Annotated in this window: 15 protein-coding genes; 10 read left to right on the forward strand and 5 right to left on the reverse strand. The window is 62.6% G+C overall.

What is annotated here, in order from left to right; translation table 11 throughout:
- Positions 1–375: 375 nt before the first annotated feature.
- The 6 genes from QFZ60_RS21620 to QFZ60_RS03870 all read left to right on the forward strand — a co-directional run bounded on the left by QFZ60_RS21620 (position 376) and on the right by QFZ60_RS03870 (position 8,546).
- Entirely contained in the window at positions 376–1,146 is a 771-nt protein-coding gene (locus QFZ60_RS21620) for a CpsD/CapB family tyrosine-protein kinase (protein ID WP_373427708.1), read from the forward strand.
- Positions 1,147–1,374: 228 nt separating this feature from the next.
- A complete protein-coding gene (locus tag QFZ60_RS21625) occupies positions 1,375–2,016 on the forward strand; it encodes an alpha-1,2-fucosyltransferase (RefSeq protein ID WP_373427709.1) in 642 nt (213 codons plus the stop codon).
- A gap of 1,386 nt (positions 2,017–3,402) precedes the next feature.
- Entirely contained in the window at positions 3,403–4,230 is an 828-nt protein-coding gene (locus QFZ60_RS03855) for an MBL fold metallo-hydrolase (RefSeq protein ID WP_307088311.1), read from the forward strand.
- A gap of 286 nt (positions 4,231–4,516) precedes the next feature.
- Positions 4,517–4,663, forward strand: coding sequence for a hypothetical protein (locus tag QFZ60_RS03860; protein WP_160144467.1), 147 nt, complete (start codon positions 4,517–4,519; stop codon positions 4,661–4,663).
- Positions 4,664–4,896: 233 nt separating this feature from the next.
- Positions 4,897–6,303 carry a MinD/ParA family protein gene (locus QFZ60_RS03865; RefSeq protein WP_373427657.1) on the forward strand — a complete coding sequence of 469 codons (1,407 nt, stop codon included), beginning with the start codon at positions 4,897–4,899 and terminating at the stop codon, positions 6,301–6,303.
- A gap of 104 nt (positions 6,304–6,407) precedes the next feature.
- Entirely contained in the window at positions 6,408–8,546 is a 2,139-nt protein-coding gene (locus QFZ60_RS03870) for an acyltransferase family protein (protein ID WP_307088318.1), read from the forward strand.
- Between the two features lie 195 nt (positions 8,547–8,741).
- Here the strand turns inward: QFZ60_RS03870 and QFZ60_RS03875 are convergent, their stop codons facing one another.
- Both QFZ60_RS03875 and QFZ60_RS03880 read right to left on the reverse strand, forming a co-directional pair.
- A complete protein-coding gene (locus QFZ60_RS03875; RefSeq protein WP_307088319.1) occupies positions 8,742–9,917 on the reverse strand; it encodes an alpha-hydroxy acid oxidase in 1,176 nt (391 codons plus the stop codon).
- Positions 9,918–9,940: 23 nt separating this feature from the next.
- On the reverse strand, positions 9,941–10,633 hold the full coding sequence (locus QFZ60_RS03880; RefSeq protein ID WP_373427710.1) for an amino acid ABC transporter ATP-binding protein: 693 nt from the start codon (positions 10,631–10,633) through the stop codon (positions 9,941–9,943).
- Between the two features lie 658 nt (positions 10,634–11,291).
- Between QFZ60_RS03880 and QFZ60_RS03885 the strand changes: the two genes are divergently transcribed.
- Positions 11,292–11,672: a hypothetical protein gene (locus QFZ60_RS03885; protein ID WP_307088320.1), complete on the forward strand. Its 381-nt coding sequence runs from the start codon at positions 11,292–11,294 to the stop codon at positions 11,670–11,672.
- A gap of 2 nt (positions 11,673–11,674) precedes the next feature.
- Here QFZ60_RS03885 and QFZ60_RS03890 read toward each other — a convergent pair whose 3' ends face one another.
- The 3 genes from QFZ60_RS03890 to QFZ60_RS03900 form a co-directional block, all read right to left on the reverse strand.
- A complete protein-coding gene (locus QFZ60_RS03890; RefSeq protein WP_307088321.1) occupies positions 11,675–12,580 on the reverse strand; it encodes a DMT family transporter in 906 nt (301 codons plus the stop codon).
- A gap of 43 nt (positions 12,581–12,623) precedes the next feature.
- Positions 12,624–13,127, reverse strand: a complete 504-nt coding sequence (locus tag QFZ60_RS03895) for an anthrone oxygenase family protein (RefSeq protein ID WP_307088323.1) — start codon at positions 13,125–13,127, stop codon at positions 12,624–12,626.
- 84 nt (positions 13,128–13,211) lie between these two features.
- Complete coding sequence (locus QFZ60_RS03900) at positions 13,212–13,787, reverse strand: SRPBCC family protein (protein ID WP_307088325.1); 576 nt, start codon at positions 13,785–13,787, stop codon at positions 13,212–13,214.
- A 201-nt stretch (positions 13,788–13,988) separates the two neighbouring features.
- Here QFZ60_RS03900 and QFZ60_RS03905 point away from each other — a divergent pair, with 201 nt between their 5' ends.
- The 3 genes from QFZ60_RS03905 (at position 13,989) to QFZ60_RS03915 (ending at position 17,827) form a co-directional block, all read left to right on the forward strand.
- Positions 13,989–14,657 carry a peptidoglycan-binding protein gene (locus QFZ60_RS03905; RefSeq protein ID WP_307088327.1) on the forward strand — a complete coding sequence of 223 codons (669 nt, stop codon included), beginning with the start codon at positions 13,989–13,991 and terminating at the stop codon, positions 14,655–14,657.
- A 5-nt stretch (positions 14,658–14,662) separates the two neighbouring features.
- Entirely contained in the window at positions 14,663–17,140 is a 2,478-nt protein-coding gene (locus tag QFZ60_RS03910) for a hypothetical protein (protein ID WP_307088329.1), read from the forward strand.
- Between the two features lie 147 nt (positions 17,141–17,287).
- Positions 17,288–17,827 carry a hypothetical protein gene (locus QFZ60_RS03915; RefSeq protein WP_307088331.1) on the forward strand — a complete coding sequence of 180 codons (540 nt, stop codon included), beginning with the start codon at positions 17,288–17,290 and terminating at the stop codon, positions 17,825–17,827.
- The last annotated feature ends 100 nt before the right edge of the window (positions 17,828–17,927 follow it).

Below are 17,927 nucleotides of genomic sequence, written 5' to 3' on the forward strand. Positions count from 1 at the left end.
GTTCAGGCTGCCGCCTTGGCGCAGGCCGTCGGAGACAGTCTGATTTCTGCGGTCAATCGTCTTGAGCAGCCAAAATCGGGGGGAAGTTCCCCAGTTAGCCTTTCCGTAATTAAGCCAGCCACCCCACCATCCGCTCCAGCCTCCCCTAATACCGTACTAAACCTCGTTGTCGGCTTATTGGCTGGGGCTCTAGTCGCGGTCGGAATCGCGCTGCTCAAAGCGCATTTGGACGTTCGGGTCCGGGGAGAAGAAGATCTTAGGCGTATCACTGACCTACCGATTCTCGGCGGAATCGCCTTCGACCACGACGCAACAACTCGACCCCTGATTACTCATGTTGCTTCGCAGAGTCCGCGCTCGGAGTCATTTCGGCAATTGCGTACGAATCTCCAGTTCGCAAACTTGTCCGGGCAAGCGCGGACTGTTCTCGTCACCTCATCGCTACCCGGTGAAGGCAAAAGCACTACCGCTGCAAACCTTGCGATTTCGCTTGCTGAGGCAGGCATGAGGGTCTGTCTTGTTGACGCGGATCTTCGCAGGCCAATGGTCAATGAGTACTTCGGGCTCGAACGAAATGCTGGTCTGACAACTGCCCTTCTTGGGGGAGACCTGGAGGATTTGCTTCAACCATGGGGAGACGACGACCTTTTTGTCTTGACCAGCGGGGCAATCCCGCCAAACCCTAGCGAGCTCCTAGGCTCAAAGCATATGGAGAACCTGACTGATCGGCTCGAAGAGTTATTTGACATCGTTGTGGTCGATGCACCCCCACTGTTGCCAGTAACTGACGCGGTCGTCTTAGCCCAGCACGTAGGGGGCGTTGTTCTTGTCGTTGGGGCTCAAAAACTAAAGCACAATGATTTGGCGAAGTCTCTCAATTCGCTTCATATGGTAGACGCCGAGATCCTTGGTGTCGTCCTGAACAGACTGCCCGTGAAGGGTCCAGATGCCTATGCCTACGCCTATGGGTATTACGAGGAAGGGGTAGAGAATAATCTCCCGTCCCGAGGTGACCAAGCGGGAGGACGTAATTGGGAAAAAGGGATGAGAGGTGCCCGCTCGTACGGGGCGTTTGATGCCCTCTTGGTTGATGAAGCTCGTAGGACGCCTAGCAGACTTCCTAGACATGACCTTGAGCGTCAGTAGGTACAGGATGATTGCTGCGGGAAACACGAAGACGGTTCGGTTATGATGGGGCGTTCTCAGAGGCATACGGTCGGCTTCATAGGAGGCTTGGGTAATCAGCTTTTTCAGTACTCCTTTGGTCTTTGGCTTTCCAAATCGGGCGTCACGGTGACATATGACGCATCAGCTCTGCGGACCGGAAGCCGCAAATTTGAGCTTCCTGGACTAGTGCCGGAGGGACTTCTCACCATGGAGAGATGGCTCGCGCTTGCTCCTTACCCAAGAGGACGATTCGGTCCCGTGGGGGCCTGGATTCGTCGGGCTTGCGGACCTCGTTCCGTAAAATTCGAAGATCAGATCGAGGTCCCTTTTAAGGCGTCAGACGCTGAACGGTCCTGGTGGTACGGCTATTGGCAGTCACCGTCGCGGGTTGGAGAGGTCCTAGCTGATATGCGAGCGTCCATGTGCGGCGCGCTGCCACCCATACAAGGGGGAACTATCGGGATCCATGTCCGCAGAGGGGACTATGTGGCAAACGACATGATTCTCTCGCCGAATTACTATCGAATTGCGCTCAAGTCGCTGGTTGCTGCTAACGGTCTTGACGTCAAGTCTACTCGTATTACTGTTTTTTCCGACGATGTGGCCTGGTGCCAAAGAGAACTTCAGTTTGATTTTCCAGTGGTCTACTCGCCCCCGCGAGACACAAGGGACGATTTTTTATCTTTGCTGTCATCCGACTATCTAGTTCTTTCCCGAAGCACATTTAGCTGGTGGGCGGGAGTACTGCCGGACCGACCAAGACAGCACGTTATTTCCCCCTATCCATTTGTACCTCCGCCTTTGCAGCCGCTAGATTATCCTGGGTGGCTCAGGCAAACAGTCAGTTAGCTTTAGCCTTTGTGATGCGGCCCGCTCAATTGTTCGCCCGGACAGTGCTCGACACGTACGAATGAGGCGCGATGCGAGCACATGGGCTTTCTGTTTGTCTTTTGTTTGCTTTGTTCCCTCGGGATCACCTCCTTTGGGCTAACTGTTGAGGGAGCCTTTTGGGTGTCTAAAGAATACCGATACGACGTTCTTTTTTTGGCATTAGCCAGAAACTGTGCGAAGACTATACCGAATTTTGTTTCGAGCTTAGCCCGGATGAGTGGCGAGGGTATCAGGGTCCACGCTTTAGTAGGAGAAAACGGCTCTGATGACGGAACTAGGTACCTTCTAAGTGCTGCCTCAGCTTCCACCGGTCTTCTGACCGTGGTGGATACGGCCGTTATGTCGAACTCAACTGACAGACTGGAGCGCATGGCGCTCGGGCGTCAGCTCCTAGCAGACCGGGCCAAAAGCCTGTCGACTTCTGCGCGAGTTGTATGTGTCATCGACGTTGATGAACCCTTTCTTGATCACGTAAGTGCGACGGCCCTGAATGTCGTTTTACAGAAGCTCTCTTCTTGCGACAGCCTTTTCGCGGTCTCTGCCACGTCCAAACCCTCCTACTACGACTTGCTGGCATACGAGGACGAGCACACGTCGTTTCACGATCTCGAGGAGCGCATTCGTCGCCTCCGCGGGAACCCGTATAGGTACTACATGCTCTTCAAGAACACAATTTATCCCGAGCAGGATCGACTTACTAGGACATTTGACTTCACTTGCACTTCTGCCTTCAACGGTATGTGTTTCTACAAGGGGGAGAGCTACCATTTCGGCTCATATCGCCCTCGCGCTGATGTGCCCTGCGTATGTGAGCACGTGACCTTCAATAGATCCATGGTCGCTGCCACAGGTGGATATATGGAAGTTAACGCTTCTCTTGTGCTACCGATGCCCAAGGAGCATGGACGGCGGACACTACCAGGATTTCTCTGGCAACGGCTAAGGAAGCTGCCAGCGTTCGTCAGTAGCAAAGTACGTTTTTCGTAAAGAGTTGGCCGGTTGTGGCAATCGGACGAGGGCGATAGGCCTGATTTCCCAACAATAAGATACCCAGGAGAACTCCGTCGGCTGGTCTCCGAGGGCGGTGAGGGGATAGCGCAGATTGAAGGAGGTCTTTTGCCGCGACGAAGTCACCGCCGAAGGTGAATTTCGGCGACCCCACTTCGCGATCGACTTTCCCTCGCTGTTCATTTTCGGCGAACGACAGGGCCGGCATTCCGTGCAGCTAGAAACAGCAGCTCGTTGGGCGGCCGGTCGACCACTACTGCGTAAGAAGACAGCGTGCCTAGGTACAATCGATCACCAAGACGAACGCTCACTGCTTTGCCGGAGGTACTAGGAACAATGTCGGAATGGCTCGAAGTCGGCACGGACAATTATGTACTGGTCACCGAAGGGTCCCTGCTGAACACGGGCCTGATTATAGGCTCTGAACGTGCCATGGTCATCGACACCGGCTGCGGACCCCGGCAGGGGCGCGAAATCCTGGACGCGGTCCGGCAAAGGACAGCCCTGCCCCTCGTAGTGGTCAACACCCACGCGCACTATGACCACTTCTTCGGTAACGCCATGTTCGCCGAAGCCAGTGTCACCGAATTCTGGGCCCACCAGAACTGTGCCACCGAGATCGACCAACACGGCGACCTGCAGCGCCGGCATGTCGGGACGCTGGAGCCGGAGATGTCCGCAGGGGAGGGTGACAACGTGGAACTCGTGGTCCCCAACGTCATTGTTAAGGACCAGCCCGTCCTCGTTGATCTTGGCGGACTGACAGTAACCCTCTTCTACCTTGGCCGCGGGCATACGGATGGGGACCTCCTGGTTGGCACGCCGACAACACTCTATGTGGGCGACCTTGTGGAACAGGGCGCCCACCCATCCTTCGAGGACTCCTACCCGGAGGAATGGGCGGACGTGCTCCGGCACATCTCCGCGCTGCGTCACCGCTATGAATTCCTGATTCCCGGGCACGGCAAGCCGTGCAGTGACCAGTTCGTCAAGACCATGGCCGACACCATGACTACCGCCGTCCGGCAGGCCCGCCAGTCCATCCGCGATACTCCCAACGACGCAACCAAGGCAATTCCCGTCCTGCCCTATGGGCCGGAGCAATCCCGCTGGTTCATCAAACGGCTGCAGGAGACCCGGCGCAACCCCCAGGAAGCCTCGTAACAATACGTCTTTCTTGAGGAAATCTTGAGCTTGGTTCCCTACGGCTCTCCACTGCGGGAAACCTCTGGTTGGCTGTACGGGCAGGAACGCTAAAAGCGGAAGATAAGGCTACTTTCCTTTGTTTTGCTGGCTATCCTCGCGGTTCTGACCGCACTGGTCGCAGTGTCGGCGGTTGGGAGGGAGTGGTCTAGGGGCTTAGGTCCCCCTTTTAGATGTGACTTGTCAATTAATTTGTCACGTGCTTATGTCAAGGCGATGGGGATCACTTTGACCAATGGAGGCTGTTGTGGCTTTTTCGGACTACGCTCTGGCGCTCAGCGCTCTGCTGGGCACCCTGTTGGTTCCCTTCGCTGTCCTGTATCAGATGCTGCGGCTCAAGCGCCGCGCACTCCGGATCCCCGTCCGGCCCGCACCCCGAGGTAACCAGCGCTGACCATGCCGTATGTCGACATCAACCCTCACAAAGGCCGTCCCAAGTGGGTGGGCTACACGATCCTTGCCATCCTTCTGGTACTTACCGCTGCCGTGGTTTCGGCTGCGCTCATCCACCACTGAGCTGCGCCACGAATCGCCGGATGCTGGGCAGGAGCTCCTGCCGGACCCCCTAGACTTACTGATTGAACCAGTGCCGCAGAACCGTTTGCCGAAAGGTCCGGGGGGACAGACATGCCAGATCCGGCGGATCAGAATGCAGGCGCCCAAGCAGAGGATGCAGGGCAGCCGCAGCTGCGCCGACGCCGCGACCTTCGTCGTGCCGACGGCTCAGTTCAGGATGCCTGGACAGGAACCATGCCAGCAGTAACCCCTTCCCCTTCCAGTTCCAATGACGCCGGTCTGCCGCTCACTCGCCGCACATCCTGGGCGGAAGCGGCTGCGGCAGCCGATGCCACCAAGCCGTCCCGCGCGCCGTCGCCTGCAAGTGCCGCTCCTTCCCAGCCTGCGCCACCCGCCAGGCAGCCTGCCGCTGATCCTGTCGTGCCGCCCATCGCTTTTGTGCCGTCCGCCGAGCCGTCTTCTGAGCCGACTGCCGCGGAAGCTGAGGCGACTCCCGAAGCTGCCGTGCCGCCGTCGGACGTTCCCTCCCCAACGCCCTCCTTCCGCCGCAGCCGGCCCACCGTGGCGGACGCGATCGCCGAAAGCCCCATGCCGGACTTCATCAGCTCGCCGGGACTGTTCGTCAAGGAGCAGAAGCCCCGTCCCAGGGGTGGCATCCGCGGTGCCCTGTACAACCTGACCGGCGGCGCCTGGAACCTGGGCCCCGGACCCAAGCAGCGCCAGGAGGACGAACTGGCCCGCCGGATCTCGCGGCAGCTCCAGGGCAGCTACAACACCGCGATCCTGAGCCTCAAAGGCGGGATCGGCAAGACCTCCACCACAGTAGGTGTGGGCCTGACCCTGGCCGAGTACCGAGGAGACGCGCCCTGTGCCATTGACGCCAATCCGGACTCCGGAGACCTGGTGGAGCGTGCCTTGGGCGAAGGCATCTACCAGCAGGCCAGCCCGCGGACAATCACGGACCTGCTGGAGAACATCGAGTCGATCGACTCCCTGACGGCCCTGGCCCGGTACATGCACCACGCCGGCCGGCTGCACCTGATCGCGGGGGAGCAGGACCCGGAGGTCTCCGACTCTTTGACGGCCGAGGAGTACCTGCGGATCCGCAAGCTCATCTCCAGCTACTACGCCGTGGCGCTGACCGACTGCGGCACCGGCGTGACCCACAATGCGATGAGCGGGATTTTGCAGTCGGCCGACAACCTGGTGATCGCCGCCGGCTACGCGGTATCCGGTGCAAAGCGGGCCCGCAGCACCCTGCACTGGCTGGCCAGCCACGGCTACGAGGACCTGGCCCGCAACGCGATTGTGGTGATCACGGACAAGGACGAGGTGTCCTCCCGGGTGGACAAGGACGCGATCGAGGAGCACCTGGCCGGGATCTGCCGCCAACTTATTGCCGTGCCGCATGACCGTGGCGTTGCCGATGGCGACCTGGTGACTCTGGACGTTCTGAAGCCTGAGACCCGGCGGGCCTACAAGCAGATTGCCGCCGCGATCGTGGATGGGTACCAGTAGTCCAATAAACTATCTCGCCTTACGTAGCCGGAATTACCTGTCAGTATAGGAGCCCCTAGGAAAGGTAGAATAGGCGCGATCACATTCGTTCTCTGGGGGACCCTTTGTCGCTGCTTCTCGATCGCTTCAATATGCTCGCGCCCCGCTCCCGGCGGCGGGGCCGCAAGCCTACTCGGCAGCGTGGACTTCGCCCTGACATTCAGGGCCTTCGTGCATTTGCCGTCATCGCCGTTATTCTGGATCACCTTCTGGGCTGGCCGAGCGGAGGATTCGTTGGCGTCGACATATTCTTCGTCCTATCTGGCTTTTTGATAACCGGACTGCTCCTCCGTGAACACGAGAGAACCGGGCGCATTTCCTTCTCAGGGTTTTACCTTCGCAGGGTAAAGCGCATCCTGCCCGCGGCAGTCCTTGTCTTAGCCCTGACAGTTGCTGCGTCCTTTCTAGTCTTCAACAGCGCACGCACCCAGAGTACGTTGGTCGACTCGATCTGGGCGCTACTTTTTGCCGCAAACTGGCGTCAGGCCATTGTCGGAACGGACTACTTCGCAGCGTCTGGTCCTGAATCGCCGGTCCAGCATTACTGGTCTCTCGCTGTTGAGGAGCAGTTCTACTTCCTTTGGCCCTGGCTCATGCTTGCGCTGTTCGCGGTTTCAGTCCGTCTGCTCAGAGCCAAGGGTCGTCCGAGGCTCATAGCCGGCACGGCCATGCTAGTGCTGACCACCTCGTCGTTCGCGTGGTCTATCTTCGAAACGAGCACTTCCCCCACGACCGCATACTTCTCTACCCTCTCTCGAGCGTGGGAGTTGGGCGCCGGAGCCTTGCTGGCCTGTGTCTCCCCGGTCCTGACGCGCCTCCCGTCGCGGATTCGCCCCTACCTTGCATGGGTCGGGTTAGGAGGAATGCTTATCTCCCTGTTCACCATCAACGCACAGACAGCGTTTCCGGGACCCGCTGCAGCTCTGCCGGTGTTCTCGACCGTACTGGTTGTAGCGGCAGGAACGGGGACGGCAAAGCACCATGGTCTCTACGTGTTGACGAACAGGGCAATGGGATACATCGGAGACATCTCCTACTCCCTCTACCTCTGGCACTTCCCTGTCATTGTCATCGGCACCACTCTTCTCGGGCACGCGCCCCAACAGCTTGGACTCCTCGCACTGATATTTACTGCAGGAGCCATCTACGCCTACCACCTAGTTGAAGACCCCATCCGAAAGTCTGGGGGGCTCGGCAAACTCAAGGGCATGCGGAAGCGCGTCGGAGGAGGCGAGTTGAAGGTGTCCCCGAGGTATCAGATGACAGCCCTGAGCCTCTTAGCTGCAATTACAGCGGGAGTTGTCTGGACGGCGATGATTCCTCCCACGCAGACGCCCACAGCTTTAGCACCCAAACCGCAAGTCAGCAGTCCTGCTGAAGCAGCGGTGACAAAGACGCCACAATTAGAAGCACTCCAGTCGCAAATCGCCGCAGCCCTTGCCGCAACCGAGTGGCCCGAGACGATTCGGACAGCTATGGACCAGGCTTTGACAAGTCCCCAAGCATCGCCGGATATTGCTCCTTGCGGCATGGGCGCCGTCGACGAGCGAAAATGCACTTGGGGCGACCGTCAGTCCGAGCATACGGCGATGACCATCGGTAACTCAATCAGCATGACGTACGTCGAGGCATTGCGTTCCGCAATCGGAACTAACGGCGGATGGAAGCTGATGAGCTATGGGATGTTCGGGTGCCCCATTGTAGATTCTGCTAACGTCCCAGCCGGGACGATGGACGGGTGCAGCGAGAGGTTGGATAAGACCATTGAGGCCATAAACCGCGTCAAACCAGACATCGTCTTTGTCTCTGGGGTTGGCTCTACCGACTCCGCAAAGGTTCAGCTAGCAAAAATCACGGCCAACACAAAACTAATCTTCCTTCCGGGTCCTCCCGGTGACGCAGACCTACACGCCTGCTACACCAAAATAAGTCGGCCTGCTGACTGCGTCGGCAAGACGCAGCCCAACTTCGGGGCGGCCGAGAGGTCCCTTGCGAGCGACCTGAAGGCAGCGTTTGTGGACTCGAGTAATTGGTTCTGTTATCAAGGCTCTTGCCCAAGCTTCGTCGGGGCAAACGTCATGAAGATGGATGCCCGGCACATGACGCCGCAGTACGCCACCTACATCGCGCCAGTCGTAAGAGAGTATTTAGAGCAGTCGGGCATAGTGCACCTAAGCCAGGTTGTCCCATCGCAGACTCGGTAGATCGAGTTGGGCCCGGACTTACACGGGCCGCGAGAATCAGGTCCCGTTTGCTTTTAGACAATAGAAGTTGTATTCATGGGGGCGTACCCGCAGATCGCACTGATCGAGACCCAGTGCCGACGTCCGGCTCGAACTAGAACGGCCCGCCACTTGATTGAGGCGGGCCGTTCGCAGTCCTGAGTATCGTGGTAGCGCCTATACAAGCAGGCTCTCGGGTACGGCTGACGTGCTGCGCCCTGCGAAGACGCTGCTGTCCAGGTCGGCAGCTGATGATTTGCCGACGAACCCCATCGCGCCCTTGAACTCGTCCTGCAGGATGGAGAACACCCGGTCCACGGCCGGCTCTCCGCCCGTGGCGAGAGCGTACGCGAACGGACGCCCGGCCAGTGCGGCTTTGGCGCCCAGCGCCACTGCCTTGACGATGTCGTGGCCACGCCGCACGCCGCCGTCGAGATAGATCTCCGCACGTCCGCCAACTGCCTCAACAATTGACGGCAGCACGTCGATGGTCGCCGGCTGGGAGTCGAACTGCCGGCCGCCGTGGTTGGAGACGAAAATACCGTCTGCCCCCTCATCCACTGCCCGGGCTGCGTCCTCGGCGTCCATGATGCCCTTGATCACCAGGTTCCCCTTCCATTCGGAGCGGAGCCTGGCGAAGTCGTCCCAGTTGGCGCCCGGGTTCTTGTTGGACGCCATCCAGTTGTTCATCTCGTCCATGCGCAGCGGGCGGCCGTTGATCTGGTAGTTCCCGTAGGTCATCTTCCGGCCGGTGAGCCAGCGCCAGAGCCAGGCCGGGCGTGTTGCGGCGTTGAAGTAGTCTGCCACCGGTGGCCGCGGCCGCATGGACAGCCCGTGGTGCAGGTCCCGTTCCCGCTTGCTGGAAGACCCCACATCGCCAGCCACCACCAGCGTCTCAACCCCCACAGCCCGTGCCCGGTTGATATAGCTGGCGGTTTCCGCCGGATCCTTCCAGAAGGCGATCTGCGCCCACAGATTGTTCGGCGCCACCTTGGCCACCTCCTCCAGCGAGCAGCCGGCCCAGGCGCTGTGGATGAAGATCGAGCCCGCCCTGACCGCGGCCTTGGCAACGGCAGGATCCGAACCCGGGTGGAAGATGGTGAGCATGCCCATGGGCGCCACCATCAGCGGCATCGCCAAGGAATGGCCCAGCACGGTGGTGAACGTATTCAAGCCCCGAAGGTCCACCATGGACCGCTGGCGCAGCATCAGGGCATCGAAACGGTCTTCGTTGGCGCGCATGGTGGTCTCGTCCAGCGCCCCGCCCTCCAAATAGTCCGAAATCATTTTCGGAAGCTGCTTGCGGGAGGCCTTGCGGTAGTCCTCAACGCTGACAATCCATTTGTTTCTCAAGAGTCCTGCTCCAATGTGAAGGGCTAAATTACTTTCGCCAGGAATTGTTTGGTGCGCTCATGCCGGGGTTCGCGCAGCACGGTCCGCGGGTCGCCCTGCTCCACGATGCCGCCGCCGTCCATGAAGATCAGGTGATCGCCGACTTCCCGGGCGAAGCCGATCTCGTGGGTCACCACGATCATGGTCATCCCGCCGTCCGCGAGCTTGCGCATCACGTCCAGCACCTCGCCCACAAGCTCCGGGTCCAGGGCCGATGTGGGCTCATCAAAGAGCATCAGCCGCGGCTCCATGGCCAGTGCCCTGGCGATGGCCACCCGCTGCTGCTGGCCGCCGGAAAGGGACGCGGGGTAGGCGTGGACCTTCTCTGAGAGCCCCACCCGCTCCAGGAGGATCCGTGCCCGGTCCTGCACGGCCTTCCGGTTCTCCTTCCTGACCCTGACCGGCGCCTCGCAGATGTTCTCCAGCACCGTCATGTGCGGGAAAAGGTTGAAGCTCTGGAAGACCATGCCGATGTTCTCGCGCATTTTCGCGGCCTCGGCGTTGCTCTGCGCGTGCAGCCGGCCTTTCCTGATCTTCACCCCAACCGGCTGTCCCTCCACAAGGATGTACCCGCCGTCGAGTATTTCCAGCTGGTTGATGCAGCGGAGGAACGTCGACTTGCCGGAGCCTCGAAACAGGAATCTGGCGAATCTCGGGGCAAGTAGTACCTCCTGCAGAAAGCGCGTAGTGCCTACTGGTGAATGTGGCTGTGGGCCGGGACTAGCCTGCACGCATGTTGCGAACTGTTATTCGAGTACTCGGGCTTGGTCCTAAATGCAGGTTCTGTGGGATCTCCCTTCGACGGACGCCGCCGCCGGTATTTTGTTCCCGCGCGTGCCTTGAAAGCTGGCAGTATAGGCAGGAACACTTTCCCCAAGGACTAAAGGTTCCTAGCTACCGTGATCTCTATCGGCTGGCGCAGAAGAGCCCGGGAACAAACAGCTAGTTGCCGTGTATCTGCTTCCTTCTGTACCGGAATCGCCGCACCTGCCGACCGACACTTCCAGTCATCTGAGGCGCCACATGGGGGTTAAGCGGCCAACCTCCTAGTGAGGTTTGCGCATATTCCTGACGCGCGGGCAGGTATGGAACGCCCAGGCGCCGGGCGCATGCACTCGGGACACCCGGGCGTCGCGCGTCTTGTCGTGCAGACAAGAACCCACGCACGCATCCAAGATCGTCCTCCGCTCCGCCTGCAGGTGTTCCGTTAGTCATCTGGGGCTACTGGGAGGCGCAGGGCAGTTGCGCGGTAGGACTTCTCACCCGACGTGAAACAGTCTGACGGACCCCGTATAGACACCGCCTATTACTTCCAGTGCCGATTATGCTCGGACTATGGAGATGCATGATGCTCCGGCGAAGCCTGTTTCTGCCGGCAAACTGGGGTTTTGGCAGCAGCGGGCGTGGCTGTGGGTTGTTGCCGCGGGACTGGACGTGTACATCCTTGGTTTCGTCATCGGGCTACAACCCTCCGGTCCTCTCTGCGGCAGCCCGTTGTTCCCGAACAGCCGCGCTGCCGAACAGCTCGACTTTGCGCAGGGCGGTGTTGGCGCGGCGGCCAGGTGCTACCGGACCATCGAGGCCGATTCCGTACCTGTCTGGATCCTCATGGCCGTGGGCGTCGGCCTGGTCTTGACGGGAGTGGTGGTCCGCATAGTCCGCATCCGGCTTTTCGGCGGCTCCGCCGGTGCTGAGAAGGCCGGACCGTCGCAGTAGTGCTAACCCGATATAACTGGCTTCTTGACCGTGGCGAGCAGGATGACACCAGCCACGGCGGTGGCCCCCGACAGGAGGAACAGGACGATCGCCAGCGGGGGAGCTGCATCGGCCTCGCCGAGGATGGTGATGCCGATCGCCACGGCGACGAGCGGATCGATGACGGTCAGGCCGGCGACCACCAGTTCGGGGGAGCCCCGGGTGTGGGCATTCTGGACCAGGAAGCTGCCGCCCAGGGCGGCAATGAGAAGCCCCGCCAGGCACGTCAGGGACAGCCACTCGAAGTCGCCCTGGAACAGCCGTGCGATGACGGTCTTGGCCAGGGCCGCGACGAACCCGAACAGGATGCCGGCTCCGGCCGTGAAGACCACCGCGTGCGAGCGGTGGCGCCACAAGAGATAGGCCACGGCGACGCAGGCCAGGACCACGGCGAGCACGATCAGGATGGTGACCAGCTGCCGGTCACTGATCTCCACGTCCACCGCGGACAGCGCCGCCACGGCAACGAAAACACTTACCCCGCCCACGCATAATGCGACGGCGGTGAGGGCCCGGCGCCCCGGGGACCTGCGGGTCATCCGGGCCGTGGCCAGCGTGGTGACCACCAGGGCGATTGCGCCGATGGGCTGCACCACGATCAGGGGCGAGAACCGGAGGCTGGTGAGCTGGAGGAGGATCGCAGCTCCCAGCATCGCCGTCCCGGCCAGCCATACCGGTTTCCGCATCAGGGCGTGAAGCCGTCCGCCGCCCATGCTGCCCGCCGCCCGCCCGGCTGCAGCCGGCTGGTCTCCCACGGCCCGGTGCTGGAACAGCGTCCCCAGTGCGAGCAGGACCGCGCCGACGGCGGCGATCGGTATCCCCAGCCAGTGGTAGGACGTCAGTGCGGACACCGCCGCAGCCTGGATCATGATCAGACCTTGCGCCGCTGGCGACGAGCCGGGGTTGCAGTGGTCATCGGCTTCTCAGCCGGATGGTCCGGGCACGTTGGATGGCGGTCAGCGCAACGGCGCTGGCGGCCAGCCTTAGGGCGTGGACGTTATACCAACGCCTTAATAAGGGCTCCCGTTGGTCCTCGGCCAGCGGTTCCGGGCTGAAGAACAGCTTGGGATTGAGCGAGCGGAGGACGTAAACGGTAGCGGCAGCGCCCGTGACGGAACTGGCGGCGGCCAACATCAGCCAGGTCCTGGTGGCCGGATCACGCCATCCCACCGCGAGGGCACCGACGGCGGCCGGGGCGTTAATCGGGGCGAGCGGTGCGTAGTAGCGTCCCGGGCTGCCCGCGCCAAAGGGGGACCGGGGGAGCTCTTTGCTTGCCTCCGAGGCCGCGACGCGGTGCGGCACTTTGACCAGCAGCTCATACAGGTTTCCAAAGAACCAGTGCGCGTGGCTGAACTCCGCAACGTCAAGGAACCGATCGGTGAGCAGATCGCGGCGCGACGCGGAAGTCAGTCCCATGCCCACAATGTACTCCCGTCCGTGAATGCACCGCAGCCTCGCCAGGGGATCCCGCCCGACCTGGCTTCCCACTAACGTGGGCTGTCAAAGGGGGAGGTGTGCCGTCTTCCGCCGCCGGCGCCGGCTGACAAAGGTGGGACCCGCCGGCTGCGGGATGTCGGAGAGATCGGCGCCGGCCCGCCGTCGTCGTAATTCCAACGCAAGGGCCTCCTGCCCGCGGGCCATCGCCCAGCGATGGTTCGCTGCGAAGGCAGGCTTGAGCAACCATCCCAGCCGCCGCAGGAGCGGTTTTGACGCGCTGACCTGCCATTCATAGGTGACAACTGTTTCCGGTCCGTCCTGCTTGAAGGTCCAGCGGCCGGTGCCGTTGAGGTCGCCCTGGGCGGAGAGGGCAAGCCCCTGTTCGGTGATGGGCTCGGTGACGGTGAGCTTCCACGTGAGCGTGTATGGCAGCCAGCCCTTGGTGTGAAGGAAGAACGCCTTTCCAACGCCGTCAGGGCCACCCGACTCCAAGGGCAGAACTGACAGATACACCGAGGGCCACCAGCGGGCCAGTGAACCCGCATCGCCCAAAACGTCCATCACCTCGCGCGGGGTCCCGGCGACTCGCCAGATGGTCAGGAATTCATAGCCGTTTTTGCCTTTGGAATTGCCGTCCATTGCCGCCTCCACGCACGGATTATGGTTTTTACGGTACGCGTGGTGCGGCACGTGATCAACGGGCCCCTCTCCGCACGGCTTCCGGCGAAAGGCGTGATGCCTAAACGCGTACTTCGCAAAACTGCTAATCATGCTTAGTATTATGTGGCGCGGGCTGCCCGCTGGGGGCAGAGCACCCGCGCCGCACCGGAGGTCTCAAGCATGGACAACGAAATGCGTCCCCTCACTGATGAAGAACTGATGTCGGAGCAGGCCACCGCCCTGCCGGACAAGGAAGTGGCGTCCGTCCTGGACCTGAACGCGGACCTGGACCTGGGCATCAACGCCGCAGCACCCATCGACCTCGCCGTCGCCGCCAACGCCAACGTGGCCGCGCCCATCGATGCCGCCGCCTCGGCCAACATCCTGTCCTTCGGTTCCGACGCCCAGGCACTTTCCAGCCAGGACGCCGTGATCGACCAGGGCATCATGGCCGACGCCAACGCCGACTCCACCCAGGACAGCGTGATCGGCCAGGCGGACGACACCGCCGATGCCGGCACCGACGCCGGAACCACGGACGGAACGGCCGGCGCGGTCACCGATCCCACCAGCACCGGCGGGCTCACGGACGCCGCCGGCGTGCTGAACGGCAACCTGCTCAACGTCGACGTGAACCTCGATGCAGACGCCGCCATCGCCGCCCCCATCAACGGTGCCGTGGCCGCCAACGCCAACGTGGCCGCCCCCATCGATGCTGCCGTGGCCGCCAACATCGGCTCCATCGACAGCCAGGCGTACGCCATCTCGGACCAGAGCGCCACCATCAGCCAGCACATCGACGGCGAGGCCAACGCCACCGCTGACCAGCAGTCCGACCTGCAGCAGTAACCAAGATGACCCACGCCCACGGCGGGCCGCCTCCCGAGGCGGGCCCGCCGTCGTCACGCGCCACCCTTGCCCAGGATCCGCCGGGCAGCACAATTACGACGGCGGGAGCCCACCTTCCTGCCCGGGCCGACGGTGTGCAGCTGCTCGGCCCTGCCGAGGGGTCCGGCTACCGGACACCGCCCGCCCTGGTGCGGCGCGCCGACGGCCAGACCCTCCAGCTGACCCCGCTGCTGTACCTGGTGCTGGAGGCCGCCGACGGAACGCGCGGCCTGGAGGACATCGCCCGCCACGCCAGCGAGGGGTTCGGGCGGCTGGTCAGCGCGGAGAACGTCCGTAAGTTGATCGACTCGCAGCTGCTGCCCAAGGGCCTGCTCCGGCTCGCCGACGGCACCCAGCCGGAGGTGAAGAAGGCCAACCCGCTGCTGGGCCTGCGGTTCCGCTACATTGTGTCCGATCCTGAACGCACCCGCAGGATCACCGCACCTTTCGCCGTGCTGTTCAACCCGCTGATCGTGGTGGCCGTGACGGCCGCGTTCCTGGCGGCCTGCTGGTGGGTGCTTCTGGTCAAGGGCCTGGGCTCTGCCACGCACCAGGCGTTCGAACAGCCTGCCCTGCTGCTGCTGATCCTCGCCGTCACCATCCTCTCCGCGGGCTTCCACGAGTTCGGCCATGCCGCCGCCACCCGCAAGGGCGGGGCAACCCCTGGGGCCATGGGCGCCGGGATCTACCTGCTGTGGCCCGCGTTCTTCACGGACGTCACCGACTCCTACCGGCTGGGCCGCGGCGGCAGGATCCGCACCGACCTGGGCGGGCTGTACTTCAACGCCATTGTGGCGGTGGCCATCATGGGACTGTGGTGGGCCACCGGCTTTGACGCGCTGCTGCTGGTGGTGGTCACGCAGATCCTGCAGATGGTCCGGCAGCTGATCCCGCTGGTGAAGTACGACGGCTACCACATCCTGGCCGACGCCACCGGCGTGCCCGACCTGTTCCAGCGGATCAAACCCACCCTCCTGGGCATCCTGCCCTGGCGGTGGGGAAGCCCGGAGAGCAAGGTGCTGAAGCCATGGGCGCGGGCCGTGGTCACCGCCTGGGTCCTGGTCACCGTGCCGGTGCTGCTGTTCAGCATGGTGATGATGGTGCTGTCCCTGCCGCGGCTGCTGGCTACCGGCTGGGCCAGCGTGGGCAAGCAGCAGGAACTGCTGGCGGCGAACCTGTCGTCCGGGGACTTCGTGGGCGTGGCCGTGCGGGCGGTGGCCATTGTGGTGGTGGCGGTGCCGGTCCTGGGCCTGCTCTACATCGTGGTGCGGCTGCTGCGCCAGCTGGTCACCGGCCTGTGGCAGAAGACCCGTGGCAAAGCGGTCCAGCGCACCGTCGCGATGGGCGCCGTGGCGGCCCTGCTGGCAGGCCTCGCCTGGGCATGGTGGCCCGACGGCGGGACGTACCGCCCGGTGCAGGCGTACGAACGCGGGACGCTGGATGACGCCACCCGGGCTATTTTGCCGAAGCGCGAGGGCGGTGCGTTGCGGCAGGGGAGCGCCGGCCGGACGGTTGCGTTGTGGCCGGCAGGCGTCACCAAACCGACGCGGGACAATCCGCAGTTGAGCATGGTGCTGGTGCCGGCTGAGTCCGGCGCCTCGTCAAAGGGTGGAGCTGTTTCCTTCGGAACTGGTGGTTCCGGAACTGGTGGGTCCGGTGCTGCGGCTCCCTCATGGGTGTTCCCGTTCGACCGGCCGGCTGCTCCGGAGGGCGACGGAAACCAGGCGCTCGCCGTCAACACCACCGACGGCTCGGTGACCTACAGCGTGGCGTTCGCGCTGGTGTGGGCCGAGGACGGAGAGCCGGTCACCACCACCAATGAGGCCTACGCCTTTGCCAGCTGCACCGGGTGCGCGGCGGTGGCTGTCGGGTTCCAGGTGGTCCTGGTGGTGGGCCAGACGGACGTCATCGTGCCGCAAAACCTCTCCGCGGCCGCCAACTACAACTGCCTGGACTGCCTGGCGTACGCCCTGGCCAGCCAGCTGGTGCTCACCCTCGACGGACCCCTGGACGGGGACAGCAAGCAGCAGCTGGAAGCGCTGTGGGCGCAGATCGCCGAGTACGGCAGGACCATCCAGGACGTGCCGCTCTCCGAGATCCAGGCCACGCTGAACGGGTACAAGGAGCAGATCACCGCCATCATCAAGGGCAGCTCCGGGACAACATCTAGCGGACCGTCCTCCGGGCCGACATCCCCGGCATCAGCTGACCCCGCCCCGAGCTCCACCCCGTCCGGCGCCCAGGCCCAGCCCACCGCCCCTGCCCAGGAGACGGCCCCGGCCGGTGTCCCCAACCCGGCCACGACCCAGGAGCCCACCGCCCCGGCGGGACAGTATGTGGAAGGCGGGCAGCCGACGTCGTCCGTTGTTTATCCCACGCCGGAACCCACCGTGGCTTCCGGGGGAGGGGAGACCTCCGCGCCGACAGCCGTCACCGGGCAATGATGGGCGAATTTCGGAACTTCATGACTTCCCCTTGTTATCCAGACGTGATGCTAAGTACCCTTATCATATTATTCGGCGGCAGGGCAGTAGTCCCGGGCCGCAGCTCTTGGGGGATCGTTGCCGCGTTGGAAGGCGAAGGTGGGACCCATGCCCGGAAGCCAGGAATTGCCCTCCATGGGCTCGGCGGACCTCTACATCCTGCCGCTGCAACTGCAGGCAATGGAGATTATTGACGAGATCCTCAGCAGCGCGGTTCCAGGTGAGGCCGGCGTCCGTGAGTCCCTCAGGCGCCACGTGGCCGACTATCCCGGCCAGCCGGAGAAGGCCTTGCTGCTGCACATGCTCGCCGTCGGTCAGTCAGATCAAGACGATGAGGACCGCTCCCACAAAGCTTCACACCACCCGAAGGAATATCGGAAACCGATGGACTGTGACATCACCCAGCAACTGGACGCGCATTCCCTGAGCACCCGCTTCAATCATGCCGGCTGCACCGTTTGGGAACTCTGGCTGCGCTACTACAGCCTGGGTGGTGAAGCCACCGAACAGGCAGTCGCCGCCCAGCTGCGTGGAGAGCTGGCCCTTCCTGACCTCCAGCAGCAAGTGCTCGGCATGGCGCTCAGCGAACTATGCGCGGACGCGACGGCGGCTGCCCGTATCCACCCAAGCCCGTGGAGCCTGCTTTAACCTGCTGGGGCGGGTTGATGGGGGTATGCCCCGCGTTGCCTGGCGGCGGACCCGGGGGATCTGATTGGGTAGGCGGAGGCGCATAAGAGGTAGTGGTTAC

Origin of the sequence: Arthrobacter sp. B2I5 (genome assembly GCF_030816735.1) — a bacterium.
GTDB lineage: Bacteria > Actinomycetota > Actinomycetes > Actinomycetales > Micrococcaceae > Arthrobacter.